This window comes from Pseudarthrobacter sulfonivorans, from assembly GCF_014712225.1.
GTDB lineage: Bacteria > Actinomycetota > Actinomycetes > Actinomycetales > Micrococcaceae > Arthrobacter > Arthrobacter sulfonivorans.
On sequence record NZ_JACXBW010000003.1, the window covers coordinates 234,461 to 252,734 of the forward strand.

The window sequence follows — 18,274 nt, forward strand, 5'->3', positions numbered from 1 at the left end:
CGTGACTGAACCTGTTGCAGCCGCCGACTACCCCCAGGGCCCCAAACTGGGGGTAGACGTCGGCACCGTCCGGGTGGGAGTGGCCATCTGTGACCGGGATGCCATCCTGGCCACGCCGTATAAGACCCTGGACCGGAACGCGAAGAAGAACTCCGACGTGCGGGTGATCGTCTCGCTCGCGCAGGAGCTCGGCGCCGTCCAGGTCATCGTGGGGCTGCCGCGCACCATGAAGGGGGAGGAACATGCCTCCGCCCGGATGGCCGCCGAGTACGCGGAGCTGCTCGTGGCAGAGCTGGCCGGCCGGGGCCTTGACGTGCCCGTCAACCTCGTTGACGAGCGGCTCAGCAGTGTCACGGCCCACCGGAACCTGCACGAAGCTGGCATGAGCAGCCGCAACCACCGTAAAGTGGTTGATCAGGTTGCGGCGGCAGGCATTCTCCAGCACGCCATCGACATGCAAAAAGCCAGGGGAACGGACGTTGGGAGCCGCGTGAGCGCGCCGCCCCGTCCGCAGCCTTCCGGAACAGGCGGGTCGGCCCAGGCTGACGCCTCCGTCTCCGTCTCCGAAGGCAAGTCTCGACCTCAGAACACGGAAGGCTACAGTGAGCCCGTCCAATAACGATGACGCCTCAGGCGCCACCAATCATGATGGCGCCAGGCCGCTGACCCGAAAAGAGCTCCGCGCATTGGAGAAGCACACCGAAGACACCAGCGCGGTTCCGGAACAGGCCTACCAAACGGGCCAGGACGTGCCGTTGCCGGCGCAGGCGCCTGAAGCTTTCGAGGCTCCCGCCGCGGATCCCGTCGCCCCGGTGGTTGTACCGCCGGCGCCCGAACGCGAGCCTGACGCGACGGCCGAACCCGTTGTAGAGCCGGCTGAGCCGGTCCAGCCGGTCGCCGAGCCAGTCCATGCAGGCGAGCCCGTAGTCCCCAGGCAGCCGGACACCCGGCCCTCCATCCAGGAAGCGGCGCACACCGAGGTGCAGCACCAGGTCCCGGCCACCGTGCCCGACTATCACACGGACAATCACCAGGCCGTTGACGCCGAGGATGCCGAGCATTACGAGGGACACCCCACGGGTTACGCCCACCCTGACGAAGTCCATCACTATGATGACCAGCACTACGAGGGCCACCATTACGATGAGCAAGACCTCCACGGGCACTACGTCGAGGATCCCCAGGCGGCCCACCCTCAAGACCACACTGACGCCGGCCTGCTCGCCGGGGCAGCGGGAAGCTCCGTCGTGACAAAACCCTCGAAGAAGGTGCGGCGCAGGCGCCGTCTGCTGGCACTGTTCCTGACGCTCGTGGTGTTTGTGGCCGCCCTTGCCGTGGGTGCGCAGTTCCTGAAGCCCCTGCTGGGAAGCGGCAAAGCGAGTGACTACCCCGGTCCGGGCACCGGCGAGGTCCAGGTGTCGGTCCAGTCCGGCGAGGGTATGCGCTCAGTGGCCGCCAAGCTGGAAACCGGTAAGGTCATCGCCAATGCGGACACGTTCCTGCAGGCATTTGCCGCTTCCGGCGGGACCCTGACACCGGGGGACTTCACCTTCAAGTCGGAGATGAAGAACTCAGACGCCGTCAACGTCCTCCTGGGCCATGACAAAACCAAGGTCATCTACTTCGCGCTCAGCGCGGGGCTGCGGATCGATGAGTCACTGCAGGCGATTTCCGAAGGATCGGGCATCAAAGTGCAGCAGTTGAAGCAATTCAGCGACTCCCCGCAGCAGTTTGGCCTGCCGGCAAACGCCAAGAACCTTGAGGGCTTCCTGCACCCCGGTGAGTACAGGTTCCCCCTCGGCACCCCGGCCAAGGACATCCTCCAGGCCCTGGTCAAGACGACCACCGACGAACTCGTGGCGCAGGGCATCACCGATCCCGCGAAGCAGTACGAGGCAATCATTGTGGCCAGCATCGTCCAGGCCGAAGGCGGCCAGGCCGAGTATGGCGACGTTGCCGGCGCCATCTACAACCGGCTCAAGCCCAACGACCAGACAGGCGGTTTCCTGCAGGTGGACTCGGCCGTAACGTATGGCCTGGGCACCAGGAGCTTCAACTTCACGGATGAGCAGCGCCAGGATAAGTCGAATGCCTACAACACGTACGCCAACCCGGGACTGCCGCCCGGCCCCATCGGATCGCCCGGCAAGACAGCCATCGATGCTGCCGCGAAGCCCAAGACCAACGACTTCCTGTATTGGGTGACCATCAACCTGGACACCAAGGAAACCAAGTTCTCCAAGACTCTGGCAGAGCACAACGGTTACGTGGAGCAGTACAACACCTGGTGCCGGGCAAATACCGGCCGCTGCGCGTGAGCCTTCGGGCGGCAGTGCTGGGCCACCCGATCAGCCACTCCAAGTCACCGGCACTGCACCTGGCGGCCTACAGCAAGCTGGGGCTCGATATCGGCTACACGGCAGTGGATCTGACGGAGCAGGCGTTGCCCGCGTTTATGGACCGTGTCAGGCACCAGGACGGTTGGCGTGGACTCTCCGTCACCATGCCATTGAAGACCGGCATGGTCGCCGAAGTGGATGAAGTCCGCGGTGTTGCCCGCACGCTGGGCGTCGTTAACACCGTCGCTTTCGAGGAAGCCGGCGGGTCTGTCAGGCGGGTCGGCTACAACACGGACGTCGCGGGGATCGTCAACGCGGTCCTCAACGCCGGGGTAGTGGCGAGTCCTTCCGCAGTCGTCCTGGGCGGAGGCGGGACGGCCGCAGCGGCCGTCGCCGCGTTGAAGGACCTGGGCACCGCCCACGCACAGGTGTTTGTCCGCGATCCGTCGCGGGCAGCCGACGCGCAGGCCGCCGCCCGCGGCGTTGGCTTGGCCATCGACGTCCGGCCGATGACCGAAGCCGCCACTCCCACGGCGAGTGCCGACGTCGTGATTTCCACACTCCCGCCGCGCGCAGCCGACAACCTCGCCGCCGAGATCGCCGCCTTGGGATTCGGGACGCCGGGCGTTTTGCTTGATGTGGCCTACGACCCCTGGCCGAGCAGGATCGCTACGGTCTGGCAGGCCGGTGGTGGAACTGTGGTCCCGGGCCTGGAAATGCTGCTGTACCAGGCGGTGGAGCAGGTCCGGCTGTTTACCGGGCGCGGGGACGAGGTTAACGCAGGGGTCATAGATGTGATGTGTGACTCAGTCGGCCTTCCCCGACGGGCGTTCTGACAGCCATACGTGGCAGGATGGAAATTATGTTGCGTTGGTTGACAGCCGGTGAATCCCATGGTCCGGCTCTGATGGGAATTATTGAAGGCGTCCCCGCCGGTGTGGAAATCACCAGCGGGCAGATTGCCGAGTCACTGGCTCGCCGCCGCCTGGGCTATGGCCGGGGCGCCCGGATGAAGTTTGAACAGGACGTGGTCACCATTCTGGGCGGCGTCCGCCACGGCCTCACGCAGGGCGGCCCGGTCGCCGTCCAGGTGGCCAACACCGAATGGCCCAAATGGGAACAGATCATGGCAGCCGACCCCGTGGATCCCGAGGTCCTCGCCGACCAGGCACGCAACGCACCGCTGACCCGGCCGCGCCCGGGCCACGCAGATTTCACCGGCATGCAGAAGTACGGCTTCGACGAAGCACGTCCGGTGCTGGAACGCGCCAGCGCCCGCGAAACGGCAACCAGGGTTGCCATGGGCACCGTCGCCTCCCAGTTCCTCAAGCAGCTTGGTATCGAGCTGGTCAGCCACACCGTCTCCATCGCCAGCGTGACCGTCCCCGAAGGGCGGCCATTGCCTGTCCCTGCCGACGTCATCGCTTTGGACGCAGATCCGCTGCGGTGCTTCGACCGCGAAACCTCCGACGCTATGGTGGCCGAAGTGGACGCCGCGCACAAGGAAGGCGAAACCCTGGGCGGCGTGGTGGAAGTCCTCGCCTACGGGCTGCCCCCGGGACTGGGAAGCTACGTCCACTGGGACCGCCGGCTCGACTCACGGCTCGCCGCCGCACTCATGGGGATCCAGGCCATCAAGGGCGTGGAAGTGGGTGACGGGTTCCTGACCGCTGCACGCCGCGGCTCGGCTGCCCACGACGAGATTGTCAAGGATTCCGACGGCAGGATTGTGCGCACCAGCAACCGCGCAGGCGGGATCGAGGGCGGCATGAGCATCGGCGATGTGCTGCGTGTCCGTGCCGCCATGAAGCCGATCGCTACCGTGCCGCGCGCCCTGCGGACTGTCGACGTCAGCACGGGGGAGCCCGCCAAGGCCCATCACCAGCGCTCCGACGTCTGTGCCGTGCCGGCCGCCGGCGTCGTCGCGGAGGCGATGGTGGCTCTGGTCCTTGCGGAAGCCGTCACCGAAAAGTTTGGCGGGGACTCCGTAGCGGAGACCGCACGCAACATCAAGGGTTACCTGGACAGCATTCCGGCCTCCCTGGACTCGATCGGCCACTAGTGCCCCGCGGGAGTAAAAGGGCGGTGCCGGGCAACCGGCCCATCGTCCTCATCGGGCCCATGGCAGTGGGCAAGTCCGCCATCGGCTATGAACTCGCCAAGCGCCTTGACGTGCCTTTCGTGGACACGGACGTGCTGATCGTGGACGCCCACGGCAGCATCGCCTCCATCTTCGCCGGCCGCGGGGAGCATGCCTTCCGGGAAATCGAGGCCCGCACCGTGGCCGCCGCCGTGGAACGCGCCGGGGACACCGCCTCGGTCATCTCACTGGGCGGCGGCGCCGTGCTGGACTCCGGAACCCAACAAATTCTCGCCGGTTGCACCGTGGTGTACCTCGAATGCGATGAAGGAACCGTGGCGTCGCGGATCGCCCGGAACTCCGGACGGCCGCTGCTGGCCGGTGATGCCATGGCCCGCTGGACAACCCTCTTTGCCACCAGGAAACCCGTCTACGAACGGCTGGCCGACCTGGTCCTGGACGTCCGCCACGGTTCGATCACCGAACTGGGGCACCGGCTTGAAGTTGCGCTGCGTGAGTACGCGGCCGCCAAACAGGAAGTTGAAAAGTGAGCGTCGATTCAACAGTCATCAAGGTCACCGGCGAATCCGCGGGGCAGAACTACGACGTCGTTGTGGGCCGTGGCCTGCTGGGTGACCTCCCTGCCTTGCTGGGTGAACGCGTCCGGCGGGTCCTGGTCATCCACCCCCGGGCCTTGCGCCTCACCGGCGACACCGTCCGCGACGAACTCGCGGCCGCCGGTTTCACCTCCCTGACAGCGGAAATCCCGGATGCCGAAGAGGGCAAACACATCCAGGTTGCGGCGTTCTGCTGGCAGGTACTCGGCCAGAACGATTTCACCCGCTCCGACGCCATCGTGGCAGTGGGCGGCGGCGCCGTCACAGACCTCGCCGGATTTGTCGCGGCCACGTGGCTCCGCGGCGTGAAGGTCATCCACATGCCCACCAGCCTGCTGGGCATGGTGGACGCCTCCGTCGGTGGAAAGACCGGCATCAACACGGCCGAAGGCAAGAACCTGGTGGGGTCCTTCCACCCGCCGGCCGGAGTGCTGGTGGATCTGGACACCCTCAAAACCCTGCCCCGCAACGAGATCATTTCCGGCATGGCAGAAGTCATCAAGTGCGGCTTCATTGCCGATCCGGCCATCCTGGAACTGGTGGAAAAGGACGCCGCAGCGGCCACGGATCCGGGATCGGACACCCTCCGGGAGCTCATCGAGCGTGCCATCGCAGTGAAGGCGAAAGTGGTCTCGGAAGACCTGAAGGAATCCGGGCTGCGCGAAATCCTGAATTACGGCCACACCCTGGGCCACGCCATTGAACTGGTGGAGCGCTACTCCTGGCGGCACGGTGCAGCCGTATCTGTCGGCATGATGTTCGCAGCCGAGCTTGCCCGCAGCGTGGGCCGCCTCAGCGATGCCGATGCCGACCGCCACCGCAGCATCCTCGAGACCCTGGGACTTCCGGTCACGTACCGGAGGGACCGCTGGCAGGGGCTTCTGGACGGCATGCGCCGTGACAAGAAATCCCGCGGGGACCTGCTCCGTTTTGTTGTCCTCGACGGCATTGCCAAGCCGGGCATCCTGGATGTCCCGGACACGTCGCTGCTCTTTGCCGCCTACCAGGAAATCGCCTCCTGATGCAGGGCGACATGGTAGGCACCAGCGACTGGCCCGAGGCCGGCTTCCCGGGCGTCCGGATCAATCCGGTGTCCCTGCTGCCTGAGATTGTCAACGAGGAAGTTTGCCGTGCTGCCCTGGCAGTGTCCACCGACCCCGCGGACACCATCTTTGTCCTGCTCGTGGAAGGACACGCCGCCGAGGCAGCCGAACTGCTGGCCGAAGCACGGTTCAAGGACCCGGAATCCTTCCGGCTCAGGGCTTTCGAAGCCGAGGTGCTGCGTGTATCGCACCGTTCCGATCGCGCCTTGGAGCTGTTCAAGCAACTGCTGGGGGAGTTTCAGGGAACTGACCGTGAAGCCCTCGTGCAGCAGTATCTGGGCAAGACGCACTTCGCTGCCGGTCACGCGGCGGCGGCGGTGGTGGCCTTTTCCCGTGCACTGGATCTGCGGGTCTCCCAATCGGCCGACGCCGCCCAGATCTACTCGTCCACCGTGGCACTCCAGCGGGCCCGCGACGTCCTGGACCTCGCCTGCTGAGAGGCACGGAGCGCCACTGGACGCAGAGCGTCCCGGATTTACCGGTAGAATAGTTCTTGGATTTTTGACAAACACGCGCTGGCAGGCCGTTCGGCATGCTTGGCCGGCATAGAACGTCTGAGAACACCAGACTTAAGAAACCGAAGGAAACCAGTGGCAACCACTAACGACATCAAGAACGGCACCGTCCTGAAGCTCGAGGGCCAGCTCTGGAACGTCATTGAATTCCAGCACGTCAAGCCCGGCAAGGGCGGCGCCTTTGTTCGGACCAAGATGCGGAACGTGATGTCCGGCAAAGTTGTGGATAAGACGTTCAACGCCGGCCTCAAGATTGAGACCGCCACGGTTGACCGCCGCGACTACCAGTACCTGTACCAGGACGGTGCGGACTTCGTCTTCATGGACACCGCCGACTACGACCAGATCACGGTCTCCGGTGCAACGGTTGGCGACGCCACCAACTTCATGCTCGAAAACCAGATGGTCAACATTGCCATCCACGAAGGCAACCCGCTGTACATCGAACTCCCGCCCAGCGTTGTCCTGGAGATCACGTACACGGAGCCCGGCCTGCAGGGCGACCGCTCCTCGGCCGGCACCAAGCCTGCAACCCTGGAAACCGGATATGAAATCCAGGTTCCGCTGTTCGTCGAGAACAACACCAAAGTCAAGGTCGATACCCGCGACGGCAGCTACCTCGGCCGGGTCAGCGAGTAGTGAGCGCACGCGGCAAGGCCCGGAACCGGGCGCTGGATGTACTTTTCGAAGCGGAACAACGCTCCGTTTCGCCTTTCGACGTGCTCAGGGCGCGACGGGAGAAAACCGATCAGATCGTGAACCCGTACACGCTGGAAATCGTGGAAGGTGTCGTCTCGCAGCAGACCGCCATCGACGAGTTCCTGGAAACCTATTCGCAGGGCTGGACCTTGGAGCGCATGCCCTCGGTTGACCGCATCATCCTGCGGATCGGCACCTGGGAACTGCTCTACAACGATGACGTTCCCGACGGGGTCGCCGTCAGCGAGGCAGTGGCCCTGGCCAAAACGCTCTCAACGGACGAGTCGCCGTCGTTCATCAACGGACTCCTGGGACGACTGCAGCAGCTGAAGCCTTCGCTGCTCGCCTGACGCCCTGTCCTCAGAGGGAGAACATCACAGAAGGGACCAGTAACCACCGCTTGGTGGCTGCTGGTCCCTTCTGCGTTGGCGTGCCCCGTTTCAGCCCGCGACGGCGGCGCGCAGCGACAGGATCCGCTGCAGCTGCTGCCTCTCCTCGGCCTGGTGCAGCGGGACGTCCCGGCCACTGAGGATCCGCTGGCGGATAAAGGCCAGCTGGGTGGCGGCGTGCAGGAATGCTTTCATCTGCGGCCTGCGGTGGTAGCCGGCCGCCCAATGCAGTGCCGTCCGCCGCCCGCGGGGTGTTGCCAGCAATTCCACCTCGGCGGGGCTGAACCAGCCGGCGGCCGAGTACTCCATGAGCCGCTGGCGCGTGAGCCGGTTTTCTGCCACGCGCAGCAGGATGATCCCCACCACTGCCAGCACGAAGATCGGCACCTGGATGAGGACATACTCGGCCAGGAATCCAGCGCCCATGCTGTTCCATCGATTATGCAGCAGCATGGCCGGGATCAGGCCGATGAAAAAAGCCAGCACAGAGGCTCCGGAGTGCCAGCGCCGGGCGGCGAAACCCATGATGAGGCCCGTGGTCCCGGTGAAAATGGCATGCGCGAACGGCGACATCACCCCGCGAAGCAGGAAGACCTGGGCCAGGCCGGTGGCCGGGCTGGCGGACTCGGCAATGGCCCGGCCGAAGTACAGGATGTTCTCCGTGAACGCGAAGCCGCCGGCGATGGTGAACGCGAACACCACGCCGTCTACCGGGCCGTCGAAGTGCTTCCGGGCCAGGAGCAGGAGCATTAGCAGGCCCAGGGACTTGGCAAATTCCTCCACGACGGGTGCCTGGACTGTGGCCATGTAGGTCGGCAGGTCGGCAACGTCACTGAACTGGAACGTCAGGGCGAAAAACGGCTGGATCAGGAGCGTCACGGCCACCGACACGGCCGCGCCCCAGGTAAACGCAAAGAAGAGCAGCCGCTTCGGTTCAGGCTCCCAGCGGTCGATCGCGTGGACGGTCAGCAGAACCACTGACAGCGGTATGAGCGACACCACAAAGCCGACGATGAACCCGCCCACGCCGGTGCTCGCCACCAGGAAGGGCACCACCAGCAGGAGGCTCACGAAAGCAAGGGCTGCGCCGCCTACAGTCAGGGCAAGCAGGCCACCGGACCGCATGCCCGCGCCGTCACGGCCGGGCTCCGGGGGACCCAGGGCAGGCAGGGGAGCAGCATAGGTACCGGGCGCGGGCCGGTAGTACTCCGGCTCGATCCGGCCTATCCAGGTGGGGTTGGCCTGACCCGGGAAAGGATCGGGGGGTCCGGCAGGCCCGCCGGGCCTGCCGGGGCCCTGCTGATAAGGGTTGGTGGACATAGGGCAAAGCCTAGTGCCCGGCGCCGATGTGGTAATTTTGAACCGCACATGATCCTTTTTTAATTCCGTCCTGTGAGGCGGGGAAAGGGGAGACGAGCGTTGACTTCCGTCACAAGCGCACCGGTTCCAGCCAGGGTTGTCCTCAACCAGGCCGATATTGACCGTGCCCTCACTCGTATCGCCCATGAAATCCTCGAAGCCAACAAAGGCTCCAAGGACCTGGTCCTGCTGGGGATCCCTCGCCGCGGCTACCCGCTGGCACTCCGCCTGGCACAGAAGATCGCAGCAGCGGATCCCACCGTGGACGCCGCGGAAATAGTCGGACAGTTGGACGTCACCATGTTCCGCGACGACCTCTCGCACCAGCCCACCAGGCCGCCGTACCCCACCCAGCTCCCGCGCACGGGAATCGACAACAAGGTTGTGGTGCTCATCGATGACGTCCTGTACTCAGGCCGCACCATCCGGGCAGCCCTTGACGCCATCATCGACCTCGGCCGTCCCCGGATCGTCAGGCTTGCCGTGCTGATCGACCGCGGCCACCGTGAACTCCCCATCCGGGCCGACCACGTGGGGAAGAACCTCCCCACCTCGTCCGCCGAGAAGGTCAGGGTCCGGCTCGAGGAAACAGACTCCGCCGCAGACGGTGCCAAGGTCAACGAAGTGGTCATTGAGGGCGGCGCGTGAAACACCTCCTCTCCACCGAAGATCTCAGCCTCACCAACGCCATCCGCATCCTCGACACCGCCGAAGAAATGGCGGCCGTGGGGGACCGCGAGGTCAAAAAGCTCCCGGCCCTCCGCGGCCGCACCGTGGTGAACCTCTTCTTCGAGGACTCCACCCGCACGCGGATCTCCTTCGAAGCGGCCGCCAAACGGCTGTCCGCCGACGTCATCAACTTCGCCGCGAAGGGCTCCTCCGTCTCCAAGGGCGAATCCCTCAAGGACACGGCCCAGACGCTGGCAGCGATGGGTGCTGACGCCGTCGTGATCCGGCATTGGGCCTCCGGCGCACCGCACCGGCTGGCCGCCACCGACTGGATTGACGCCGCCGTGATCAACGCCGGCGACGGCACGCACGAGCACCCCACACAGGCCCTCCTGGACGCCTTCACCATGCGCCGGCACTGGGCCAAACTGTCCGGCAACGGGTCCATCGGCGCAGACCTCAAAGGCATGCGCGTAGCCATCGCCGGCGACGTCCTGCACTCCCGCGTTGCCCGCTCCAACGTTTGGCTGCTCCGCACGCTGGGGGCCGAGGTGACCCTTGTGGCGCCACCCACCCTGCTGCCCATCGGCGTCGAACACTGGCCGTGCAAGGTCAGCTACAACATGGACGAAACCCTCGAACAGGGGGTGGACGCGGTGATGATGCTGCGTGTGCAGGGCGAGCGGATGAACGCGTCGTTCTTCCCCTCCACCCGCGAATACTCCCGCCGCTGGGGCTTCGATGACAACCGGCTCCGCGCACTGGACACCCTCGGGTTGAAGGACACCATCATCATGCACCCCGGCCCCATGAACCGGGGCCTGGAAATTTCCGCGGCCGCCGCCGATTCGCCCCGCTCCACCGTGCTCGCACAGGTCCGCAACGGCGTCTCGGTCCGCATGGCCGCCCTGTATCTGCTGCTCTCCGGGGACACCCGCGAACCAGCCGCCTCGGTGGGCGAAGCCCGCACCAACACAGCCCGTTCCACAGAGGAGACCAACTAATGGCAGACAACAACGGAACGTACCTGATCCGCGGTGCGGCCATCCTGGGCGGCGACGCCGAGGACCTGCTTATCCGCGACGGCGTCATCGCCGCACGGGGCGCCGGCGCCGCAACGCACGCGGACGCTGAGGGCGCGACAGTCATCGAGGCAGCCGGCCTGGTGGCACTTCCCGGCATGGTGGACGTGCACACCCACCTCCGCGAACCCGGCCGCGAAGACGCCGAAACGGTTGAGACCGGTACCCGCGCCGCAGCCCTGGGCGGCTTTACCGCCGTCCACGCCATGGCGAACAGCAACCCGGTGGCAGACACGGCCGGTGTGGTGGAACAGGTCCACAGCCTGGGCCGCGCCGCCGGCTGGGTGGACGTGCGCCCCGTCGGCGCCGTGACCGTCGGCCTGGCGGGGGAGCAGCTCGCCGAACTGGGCGCCATGGCCGATTCCCGCGCCCGGGTGCGGATGTTCTCTGACGACGGAATCTGCGTCCACGACCCCGTGCTGATGCGCCGGGCCCTGGAATACGTCAAGGCGTTCGACGGCGTGGTGGCCCAGCATGCGCAGGAACCCCGCCTCACGGCAGGGGCCCAGATGAACGAGGGCGCCGTTTCCGCTGTCCTGGGACTCACCGGCTGGCCCGCAGTTGCCGAGGAAAGCATCATCGCCCGCGACGTGCTGCTGGCGCAGCATGTCGACTCCCGCCTGCACGTCTGCCACGTCTCCACCGCCGGTTCCGTGGAGATCATCCGCTGGGCCAAGGAACGCGGCATCAACGTCACCGCCGAGGTCACCCCGCACCACCTCCTGCTGACCGATGACCTGGTCCGCAGCTACAACCCCGTCTACAAGGTCAACCCGCCACTGCGCACGGACGCCGATGTGCAGGCCCTGCGCGCCGGCCTGGCCGACGGCACCATCGACGTGGTGGGCACCGACCACGCCCCGCACCCCAGCGAGCACAAGGAATGCGAGTGGGCGCAGGCGGCCATGGGCATGACCGGCCTGGAAACCGCCCTGTCCGTGGTCCAGCACACCATGATCGAGACCGGCCTCATGACCTGGGCCGACTTCGCCCGGGTGACGTCCACCGCGGCTGCCCGGATCGGCCGTCTGGCCGACCAGGGCCGTCCGCTGGACGCCGGCGAGCCCGCGAACATCATCCTGGTGGACCCGGCTGCCCGCTGGACTGTCGATCCGGCGAAGATGGCCACCATGGGCCGCAATTCGCCGTTCGCCGGCCTTGAGCTGCCGGGCAAGGTGGTGGCCACCTTCTACAAGGGCCACCCCACCGTCCTGGACGGCAAGCTCAACACGCCTTACCGGGAATCGGCGGCGGCTGCGGCAGGCGCCGCCTGATGGACACCCAAATGCTCACGCTGGTCAGCACGGTGGCGATCATCGCCGCCGTGCTGGTCATGATCGGCTTCGGCTGGCGGAACCGCCTCAGGCGGCAGGCCGACGTCGCCCCCTTGCCCGAGGTGCCCATGGAACCCGGCGTGCCAGGCGCCCGGGCCGAAGGCCAGTACGTTGCCTCCACCACCGCCGGTGACTGGCTCGACCGGATCGCGGTGCACAGCCTCGGTATCCGGACCAACGCCGTCCTCAGCGTGTACCCCCACGGCGTACTCCTGGACCGCGCCGGCGCGCCGGCCGTCTATATCCCGGCCGAACGCCTCAGCGCAGTCCGGCAGGAGAGCGGAATGGCGGGCAAGTTCGTGGAAAAGGACGGACTCCTGGTCATGACGTGGGACCTCGGGACCCACACCCTGGACACCGGCTTCCGGACCCGCAGGGCAGCCGACAAGGATGCCCTCTATGACTCCCTTCAGCAATTGATCGCCGCAGCTTCCCAAGAACATTCCCAGGATCCCCAGAGTGGAAAGTAAGACAGTGACTGAAACAGCGACACCACAGGCAGCGACAGTGGCACCAGCAGCCAGCACCCCCGCGGTATTCGTCCTCGAGGACGGCCGCATGTTCCGCGGCACCAGCTACGGCGCGCAGGGCACCGCCCTTGGCGAGGCAGTGTTCGCCACCGGCATGACGGGCTACCAGGAAACCATCACGGACCCTTCCTACGCCCGCCAGCTCGTGGTGCAGACCGCGCCGCACATCGGCAACACGGGCGTGAACAGCGACGACGCCGAGTCCCGCCGCATCTGGGTGGCCGGCTACATCGTCCGCGACGCCGCCCGCCGGCCCTCCAACTGGCGCTCAGAGCGCTCCCTCGATGAGGAGCTCATTGAGCAGGGGATCGTGGGAATACAGGGCGTGGACACCCGCGCGATCACCCGGCACCTGCGCGAACACAAGACCATGCGCGCCGGAATCTTTTCGGGCGACGCCGCCAAGGCCCCGGACAAGGAGCTCCTGGACGCCGTCCTGGCCAGCGCCCCGATGGAGGGCGCCCGGCTGGCTGAGGAAGTCAGCGTCGACAAGGCTTACGTCGTGGACCCCAAGGACCACGGCTGGGACGGCGAGGCCCGGTTCAGCATCGCGGCGATCGACCTCGGCATCAAGGCCATGACCCCCATCCGCTTCGCCGAGCGCGGCGTCCGCGTCCACGTGCTGCCCGCCACCTCCACCCTCGAAGACGTCAAGGCCGTCAACCCTGACGGCTTCTTTATGTCCAACGGCCCCGGCGACCCCGCCACCGCCGACGCCCAGGTCAAGCTGCTGCGCTCCGTCCTGGACGAGAAACTGCCCTATTTCGGCATCTGCTTCGGCAACCAGATCCTCGGCCGTGCCCTCGGCTTCGGTACGTACAAGCTCCGCTACGGCCACCGCGGCATCAACCAGCCCGTGATGGACCGCCGCACCGGCAAGGTGGAGATCACTTCCCAGAACCACGGCTTCGCCGTGGACGCTCCGCTCGACGGCGCCACCCAGGCCCCCGAGGAGCGTTACGGCCGGGTTGAGGTCAGCCACATCAGCCTGAACGACGACGTCGTGGAAGGCCTCGCGTGCCTGGACATCCCGGCCTTCTCGGTCCAGTACCACCCGGAAGCCGCCGCCGGCCCGCACGACGCCGCCTACCTGTTCGACCGTTTCATCGACCTGATGGAAGGCACCCGGGACGGCCGGACGGCCAACCTTTCCAAGGAACCGGTGGATTCCGCACACCCCGCCGCACCGCAGAAGACTGACAACAAGACTGAGGACAAGAAGTAATGCCGAAACGTACAGATCTCAAGAGCGTCCTCGTCATTGGTTCCGGCCCGATCGTCATCGGCCAGGCCGCCGAGTTCGACTACTCCGGCACGCAGGCACTGCGTGTCCTCAAGGAGGAAGGCCTCCGGGTCATCCTGGTGAACTCCAACCCGGCCACCATCATGACCGACCCCGAGTTCGCTGACGCCACCTACATCGAGCCCATCACCCCCGAGGTGGTGGAAAAGATCATCGCGAAGGAACGGCCGGACGCCATCCTGCCCACCCTGGGTGGCCAGACCGCGCTGAACACCGCCATCGCCCTGGACAAGAACGGTGTGCTGGAAAAGTACAACGTGGAGCTCATCGGCGCGAACATCGCCGCCATCGAGCTCGGCGAGGACCGCGAAAAGTTCAAGGGTGTCGTGGAACGCTGCGGCGCCGAATCGGCCCGCAGCCACATCATCCACACCATTGACGAGGCCCTCAAGGCCGCGGAAGACCTCGGCTACCCCATGGTGGTCCGGCCGTCCTTCACCATGGGCGGCCTCGGCTCCGGCCTGGCCTACGACGAAAGCGACCTCCGCCGCATCGTCGGCCAGGGCCTGCAGTACAGCCCCACCAGCGAGGTGCTCCTCGAAGAGAGCATCCTCGGCTGGAAGGAATACGAGCTCGAGATGATGCGCGACAAGAACGACAACGTCGTGGTCGTCTGTTCCATCGAGAACTTCGACCCCGTCGGCGTGCACACCGGCGACTCGATCACCGTGGCCCCGGCCCTGACCCTGACGGACCGGGAATACCAGCGCTTGCGCGACATCTCCATCGCCGTCATCCGTGAAGTGGGCGTCGACACGGGCGGCTGCAACATCCAGTTCGCTGTGGAGCCGGACACCGGCCGCGTGGTGGTCATTGAGATGAACCCGCGCGTCTCCCGTTCCTCGGCACTGGCCTCGAAGGCCACGGGCTTCGCCATCGCCAAGATTGCCACCAAGCTCTCCCTCGGCTACACCCTGGATGAGATCCCGAACGACATCACGCAGAAGACCCCCGCGTCCTTCGAACCCACCCTGGACTACGTGGTGGTGAAGGTCCCGCGGTTCGCTTTCGAGAAGTTCCCCGCGGCGGACGACACCCTGACCACCACCATGAAGTCCGTCGGCGAAGCGATGGCCATGGGCCGCAACTTCACCGAAGCCCTGCAGAAGGCACTCCGCTCCCTGGAGCAGAAGGGCTCGCAGCTGGACTTCAGCTCCGTCCCCGAATGGGAGGTCCCGGAGCTCATCGAAAAGGCCAAGCGGCCCACCACCGAACGCCTGCACCAGGTGCAGCGTGCCCTGCTCGGCGGCGCCACCGTGGAACAGCTCTTCGAAGCCACCAAGATCGACCCCTGGTACCTTGACCAGCTCCAGCTGCTCAACGAAATCTCCCACGAGATCCGCAAGGCCGGCTCCCTGACCGTGGAGATGCTCCAGCGCGCCAAGCGCCACGGCTTCTCGGACGAGCAGATCGGTGCCCTGACGCACAACTCCGAAGCCGTGGTCCGCGGTGTCCGCCAGGCCCTCGGCATCCGCCCGGTCTACAAGACCGTGGACACCTGCGCCGCCGAGTTCGCCGCCTACACCCCGTACCACTACTCGTCCTACGACGAGGAGGACGAGATTGCGCTGCACTCCAAGCCGTCCATCCTGATCCTCGGCTCCGGGCCCAACCGCATTGGCCAGGGCATCGAGTTCGACTACTCCTGCGTCCACGCCTCCATGGCGCTGCGCAAGGCCGGCTACGAGACCGTCATGGTCAACTGCAACCCGGAGACCGTCTCCACCGACTACGACGTTTCCACCCGCCTGTACTTCGAGCCGTTGACCCTCGAAGACGTCCTGGAGGTCATCGCGGCTGAAGAGCGCACCGGCGGCGTTATGGGCGTCTTTGTGCAGCTGGGCGGCCAGACGCCGCTCAAGCTGGCGCAGCAGCTGGCCGACGCCGGCGTCCCCATCCTGGGCACCTCCCCGGAAGCAATTGACCTCGCCGAGCACCGCGGCGAATTCTCCCGCGTCCTGGACAACGCCGGCCTGATCGCCCCGAAGAACGGCACCGCGGTCTCCTTCGACGATGCCAAGAAGATCGCGGATGAAATCGGCTACCCGGTCCTGGTCCGCCCGTCCTACGTGCTGGGCGGCCGCGGCATGGAAATCGTCTATGACGAGCCCAACCTCTCCCGCTACATCGCCAACGCCACCGAGATCACCCCGGACCACCCGGTGCTGATCGACCGGTTCCTTGAGGACGCCGTCGAAATCGACGTCGACGCGCTCTTCGACGGCACGGACATGTACCTCGGCGGCATCATGGAGCACATCGAGGAGGCCGGCATCCACTCCGGTGACTCCGCCTGCGTGCTGCCCCCGATCACCCTGGGCAACAACGTGCTGGAGCGTGTGCGCACCGCAACCCGGGCCATCGCCGAGGGCGTGGGCGTCCGTGGCCTGATCAACATCCAGTTCGCGCTGGCCTCGGACGTGCTCTACGTCCTGGAAGCGAACCCGCGGGCATCCCGCACCGTGCCGTTCGTCTCCAAGGCGACCGGCGTGCAGATGGCCAAGGCCGCGGCCCTGATCGGCACCGGCGTAACCATCAACCAGCTCCGCTCCGCGTACAAGATGCTGCCGGAGACCGGCGACGGCTCCACCCTTCCGCTCGACGCGCCGGTCTCGGTCAAGGAAGCCGTGCTGCCGTTCAGCCGCTTCCGCACGCCTGAAGGCAAAGTGGTGGACTCCCTGCTCGGCCCTGAAATGCGTTCCACCGGCGAAGTCATGGGCATCGACAAGCACTTCGACACCGCCTTCGCCAAGAGCCAGGCCGCCGCGAACAACGCCCTGCCCACCGAAGGCAAGATCTTCGTCTCGGTGGCCAACCGGGACAAGCGTGCCGTCATCATGGCGATCAAGCGCCTTTCGGATCTCGGCTTCGAGATTGTCTCCACCGGCGGCACCGCCGATGTCCTGCGCCGCAACGGCATCCAGGCCAGCACGGTCCGCAAGGTCGCCGAAGGCAGCAGCGCCGAAGGCGAAGGCACCATCGCGGACCTGGTCATTGCCGGCGAGATCGACATGGTGTTCAACACCCCCTCCGGCGGGGAAGCCCGCAGCGACGGTTATGCCCTGCGTGCCGCCGCGACGTCCATCGGCATTCCCTGCATCACCACGGTGGCCGAGATCAACGCCGCAGTCCAGGCCATCGAGGCAATGCGCACCTATGAGTGGTCAGTGACCAGCCTCCAGGAGCATGCCGCTGCGCTGACGGCCTCCCAGGCCGCAGACGCGCAGGCCGCGGCAGCGCGGATGGCGCAGAGTGCCTGAGTCCAGTTTCACACCGGCAGTCGCCGCCGGCCGGGAGTCCTTCGGCTCCCGGCTGGGGGCGGTCATGGCTGCCCGCGGCCCGCTGTGTGTGGGCATTGACCCGCACCCCGTGCTGCTGAAGAGCTGGGGACTGGACGACGACGCCGCCGGGCTGCGGCGGTTTTCGCTGACCGTCCTGGAGGCAGTGGGTTCGCTCGCTGCCGCGGTGAAGCCGCAGGTGGCGCTCTACGAGCGCCACGGCTCGGCCGGCCTGGCAGTGCTGGAGGAGCTTCTTGCGGTGGCACGGGACGAGTCAGTGCTCACCATCGCGGATGCCAAGCGGGGCGATATCGGTTCCACCATGGCTGCCTACGCGGACGCCTGGCTCCGGGACGGATCGGCGCTGGCCGCAGACTCGGTGACGCTTAGCCCTTACCTCGGCTTTGAGTCGCTCCGCCCGGCCCTGGATCTGGCGGCGGAGTACGGGCGGGGCGTTTTTGTCCTCGCCCTGACCTCCAACCCGGAGGGGGCCTCCGTCCAGCACGTTGGCGGCACCGATTCGGTGGCGCGCCGGATCACCGATGCCGCCGCAGCGGAGAATGGCCGGTACGAAGGGCCACTGGGCTCGGTGGGACTGGTAGTCGGCGCCACTGTGGGCTCAGCGCTGACCGACCTGCAGTTGGACCTGGCGGCCGTCCGCGGCCCCATCCTTGCCCCGGGGCTGGGCGCGCAGGGCGCAACCCCGGCCGACCTTCGCCGGACGTTCGGCGCGGCGTACCCGCAGGTGCTGGGCACCTCGAGCCGGGAAATCCTCGCTGCCGGTCCGGGTATCAAGGGGCTCCAGGGTGCGGCGCAGCGCACGCTGGACGGACTTCGCGAAAGTTAGCCCGGCGGTTAGGCGGCTTCCAGCCTTTGCAGAGCCGGATAATGCGGGCGTCCATTGATTCACAGGGCACCAAAGGGTAGTTTCAGGACAAGTCCAATGGCGGCCGCCATGGACGCATCTGAAAATTTCC

17 protein-coding genes are annotated in these 18,274 nt (G+C 66.4%); 16 read left to right on the top strand and 1 reads right to left on the bottom strand.

Annotated elements, in window-relative coordinates:
- Window position 1 precedes the first annotated feature (1 nt).
- From ruvX to nusB, 9 genes are all read left to right on the top strand, one after another.
- Window positions 2–619, top strand: a complete 618-nt coding sequence (ruvX, locus tag IAQ70_RS05485) for a Holliday junction resolvase RuvX (RefSeq protein WP_190988298.1) — start codon at window positions 2–4, stop codon at window positions 617–619.
- Entirely contained in the window at window positions 603–2,318 is a 1,716-nt protein-coding gene (gene mltG / locus IAQ70_RS05490) for an endolytic transglycosylase MltG (RefSeq protein ID WP_190988299.1), read from the top strand. Before ruvX ends, mltG begins: the two co-directional genes overlap by 17 nt.
- Window positions 2,315–3,175 carry a shikimate dehydrogenase gene (locus IAQ70_RS05495; protein WP_190988478.1) on the top strand — a complete coding sequence of 287 codons (861 nt, stop codon included), beginning with the start codon at window positions 2,315–2,317 and terminating at the stop codon, window positions 3,173–3,175. The genes mltG and IAQ70_RS05495 overlap by 4 nt, the downstream gene beginning before the upstream one ends.
- A 26-nt stretch (window positions 3,176–3,201) precedes the next feature.
- Entirely contained in the window at window positions 3,202–4,401 is a 1,200-nt protein-coding gene (gene aroC / locus IAQ70_RS05500; RefSeq protein ID WP_190988300.1) for a chorismate synthase, read from the top strand.
- A gap of 59 nt (window positions 4,402–4,460) precedes the next feature.
- Window positions 4,461–4,970, top strand: a complete 510-nt coding sequence (locus IAQ70_RS05505) for a shikimate kinase (protein ID WP_190988479.1) — start codon at window positions 4,461–4,463, stop codon at window positions 4,968–4,970.
- On the top strand, window positions 4,967–6,058 hold the full coding sequence (aroB, locus tag IAQ70_RS05510; protein ID WP_190988301.1) for a 3-dehydroquinate synthase: 1,092 nt from the start codon (window positions 4,967–4,969) through the stop codon (window positions 6,056–6,058). The genes IAQ70_RS05505 and aroB overlap by 4 nt, the downstream gene beginning before the upstream one ends.
- Window positions 6,058–6,576 carry a tetratricopeptide repeat protein gene (locus tag IAQ70_RS05515; protein ID WP_190988302.1) on the top strand — a complete coding sequence of 173 codons (519 nt, stop codon included), beginning with the start codon at window positions 6,058–6,060 and terminating at the stop codon, window positions 6,574–6,576. The genes aroB and IAQ70_RS05515 overlap by 1 nt, the downstream gene beginning before the upstream one ends.
- Window positions 6,577–6,729: 153 nt before the next feature.
- A complete protein-coding gene (efp, locus tag IAQ70_RS05520) occupies window positions 6,730–7,293 on the top strand; it encodes an elongation factor P (RefSeq protein WP_190988303.1) in 564 nt (187 codons plus the stop codon).
- A complete protein-coding gene (gene nusB / locus IAQ70_RS05525; protein WP_190988304.1) occupies window positions 7,293–7,703 on the top strand; it encodes a transcription antitermination factor NusB in 411 nt (136 codons plus the stop codon). Before efp ends, nusB begins: the two co-directional genes overlap by 1 nt.
- Before the next feature lie 90 nt (window positions 7,704–7,793).
- Here the strand turns inward: nusB and IAQ70_RS05530 are convergent, their stop codons facing one another.
- Window positions 7,794–9,062 carry a PrsW family intramembrane metalloprotease gene (locus IAQ70_RS05530; protein ID WP_190988305.1) on the bottom strand — a complete coding sequence of 423 codons (1,269 nt, stop codon included), beginning with the start codon at window positions 9,060–9,062 and terminating at the stop codon, window positions 7,794–7,796.
- Window positions 9,063–9,161: 99 nt separating this feature from the next.
- Between IAQ70_RS05530 and pyrR the strand changes: the two genes are divergently transcribed.
- Genes pyrR through pyrF form a run of 7 tightly spaced genes read left to right on the top strand, consistent with a single transcriptional unit; the run spans window position 9,162 to window position 18,144 of the window.
- The gene (gene pyrR / locus IAQ70_RS05535; RefSeq protein ID WP_190988306.1) at window positions 9,162–9,749 is read left to right on the top strand and encodes a bifunctional pyr operon transcriptional regulator/uracil phosphoribosyltransferase PyrR; all 588 of its coding nucleotides are present in this window, start codon (window positions 9,162–9,164) and stop codon (window positions 9,747–9,749) included.
- On the top strand, window positions 9,746–10,774 hold the full coding sequence (locus tag IAQ70_RS05540) for an aspartate carbamoyltransferase catalytic subunit (RefSeq protein WP_190988307.1): 1,029 nt from the start codon (window positions 9,746–9,748) through the stop codon (window positions 10,772–10,774). The genes pyrR and IAQ70_RS05540 overlap by 4 nt, the downstream gene beginning before the upstream one ends.
- The gene (locus IAQ70_RS05545; RefSeq protein WP_190988308.1) at window positions 10,774–12,126 is read left to right on the top strand and encodes a dihydroorotase; all 1,353 of its coding nucleotides are present in this window, start codon (window positions 10,774–10,776) and stop codon (window positions 12,124–12,126) included. Before IAQ70_RS05540 ends, IAQ70_RS05545 begins: the two co-directional genes overlap by 1 nt.
- Window positions 12,126–12,656: a PH-like domain-containing protein gene (locus IAQ70_RS05550; RefSeq protein WP_190988309.1), complete on the top strand. Its 531-nt coding sequence runs from the start codon at window positions 12,126–12,128 to the stop codon at window positions 12,654–12,656. Before IAQ70_RS05545 ends, IAQ70_RS05550 begins: the two co-directional genes overlap by 1 nt.
- Complete coding sequence (gene carA / locus IAQ70_RS05555; protein ID WP_190988480.1) at window positions 12,637–13,941, top strand: glutamine-hydrolyzing carbamoyl-phosphate synthase small subunit; 1,305 nt, start codon at window positions 12,637–12,639, stop codon at window positions 13,939–13,941. Before IAQ70_RS05550 ends, carA begins: the two co-directional genes overlap by 20 nt.
- Window positions 13,941–17,279 (top strand): carbamoyl-phosphate synthase large subunit, encoded by a 3,339-nt coding sequence (carB, locus tag IAQ70_RS05560; RefSeq protein ID WP_190988310.1) that lies wholly within the window; start codon window positions 13,941–13,943, stop codon window positions 17,277–17,279. Before carA ends, carB begins: the two co-directional genes overlap by 1 nt.
- Window positions 17,272–18,144: an orotidine-5'-phosphate decarboxylase gene (pyrF, locus tag IAQ70_RS05565; protein ID WP_190988311.1), complete on the top strand. Its 873-nt coding sequence runs from the start codon at window positions 17,272–17,274 to the stop codon at window positions 18,142–18,144. Before carB ends, pyrF begins: the two co-directional genes overlap by 8 nt.
- The last annotated feature ends 130 nt before the right edge of the window (window positions 18,145–18,274 follow it).

Excerpts from the sequence above, each read along its gene's own strand:
- aroC (WP_190988300.1), top strand. The coding sequence starts at position 3,202 with ATGTTGCGTTGGTTGACAGCCGGTGAATCCCATGGTCCGGCTCTGATG.
- IAQ70_RS05550 (WP_190988309.1), top strand. The coding sequence starts at position 12,126 with ATGGACACCCAAATGCTCACGCTGGTCAGCACGGTGGCGATCATCGCC.
- IAQ70_RS05505 (WP_190988479.1), top strand. The coding sequence starts at position 4,461 with ATGGCAGTGGGCAAGTCCGCCATCGGCTATGAACTCGCCAAGCGCCTT.
- IAQ70_RS05515 (WP_190988302.1), top strand. The coding sequence starts at position 6,058 with ATGCAGGGCGACATGGTAGGCACCAGCGACTGGCCCGAGGCCGGCTTC.
- IAQ70_RS05545 (WP_190988308.1), top strand. The coding sequence starts at position 10,774 with ATGGCAGACAACAACGGAACGTACCTGATCCGCGGTGCGGCCATCCTG.
- carB (WP_190988310.1), top strand. The coding sequence starts at position 13,941 with ATGCCGAAACGTACAGATCTCAAGAGCGTCCTCGTCATTGGTTCCGGC.
- IAQ70_RS05530 (WP_190988305.1), bottom strand. The coding sequence starts at position 9,062 with ATGTCCACCAACCCTTATCAGCAGGGCCCCGGCAGGCCCGGCGGGCCT.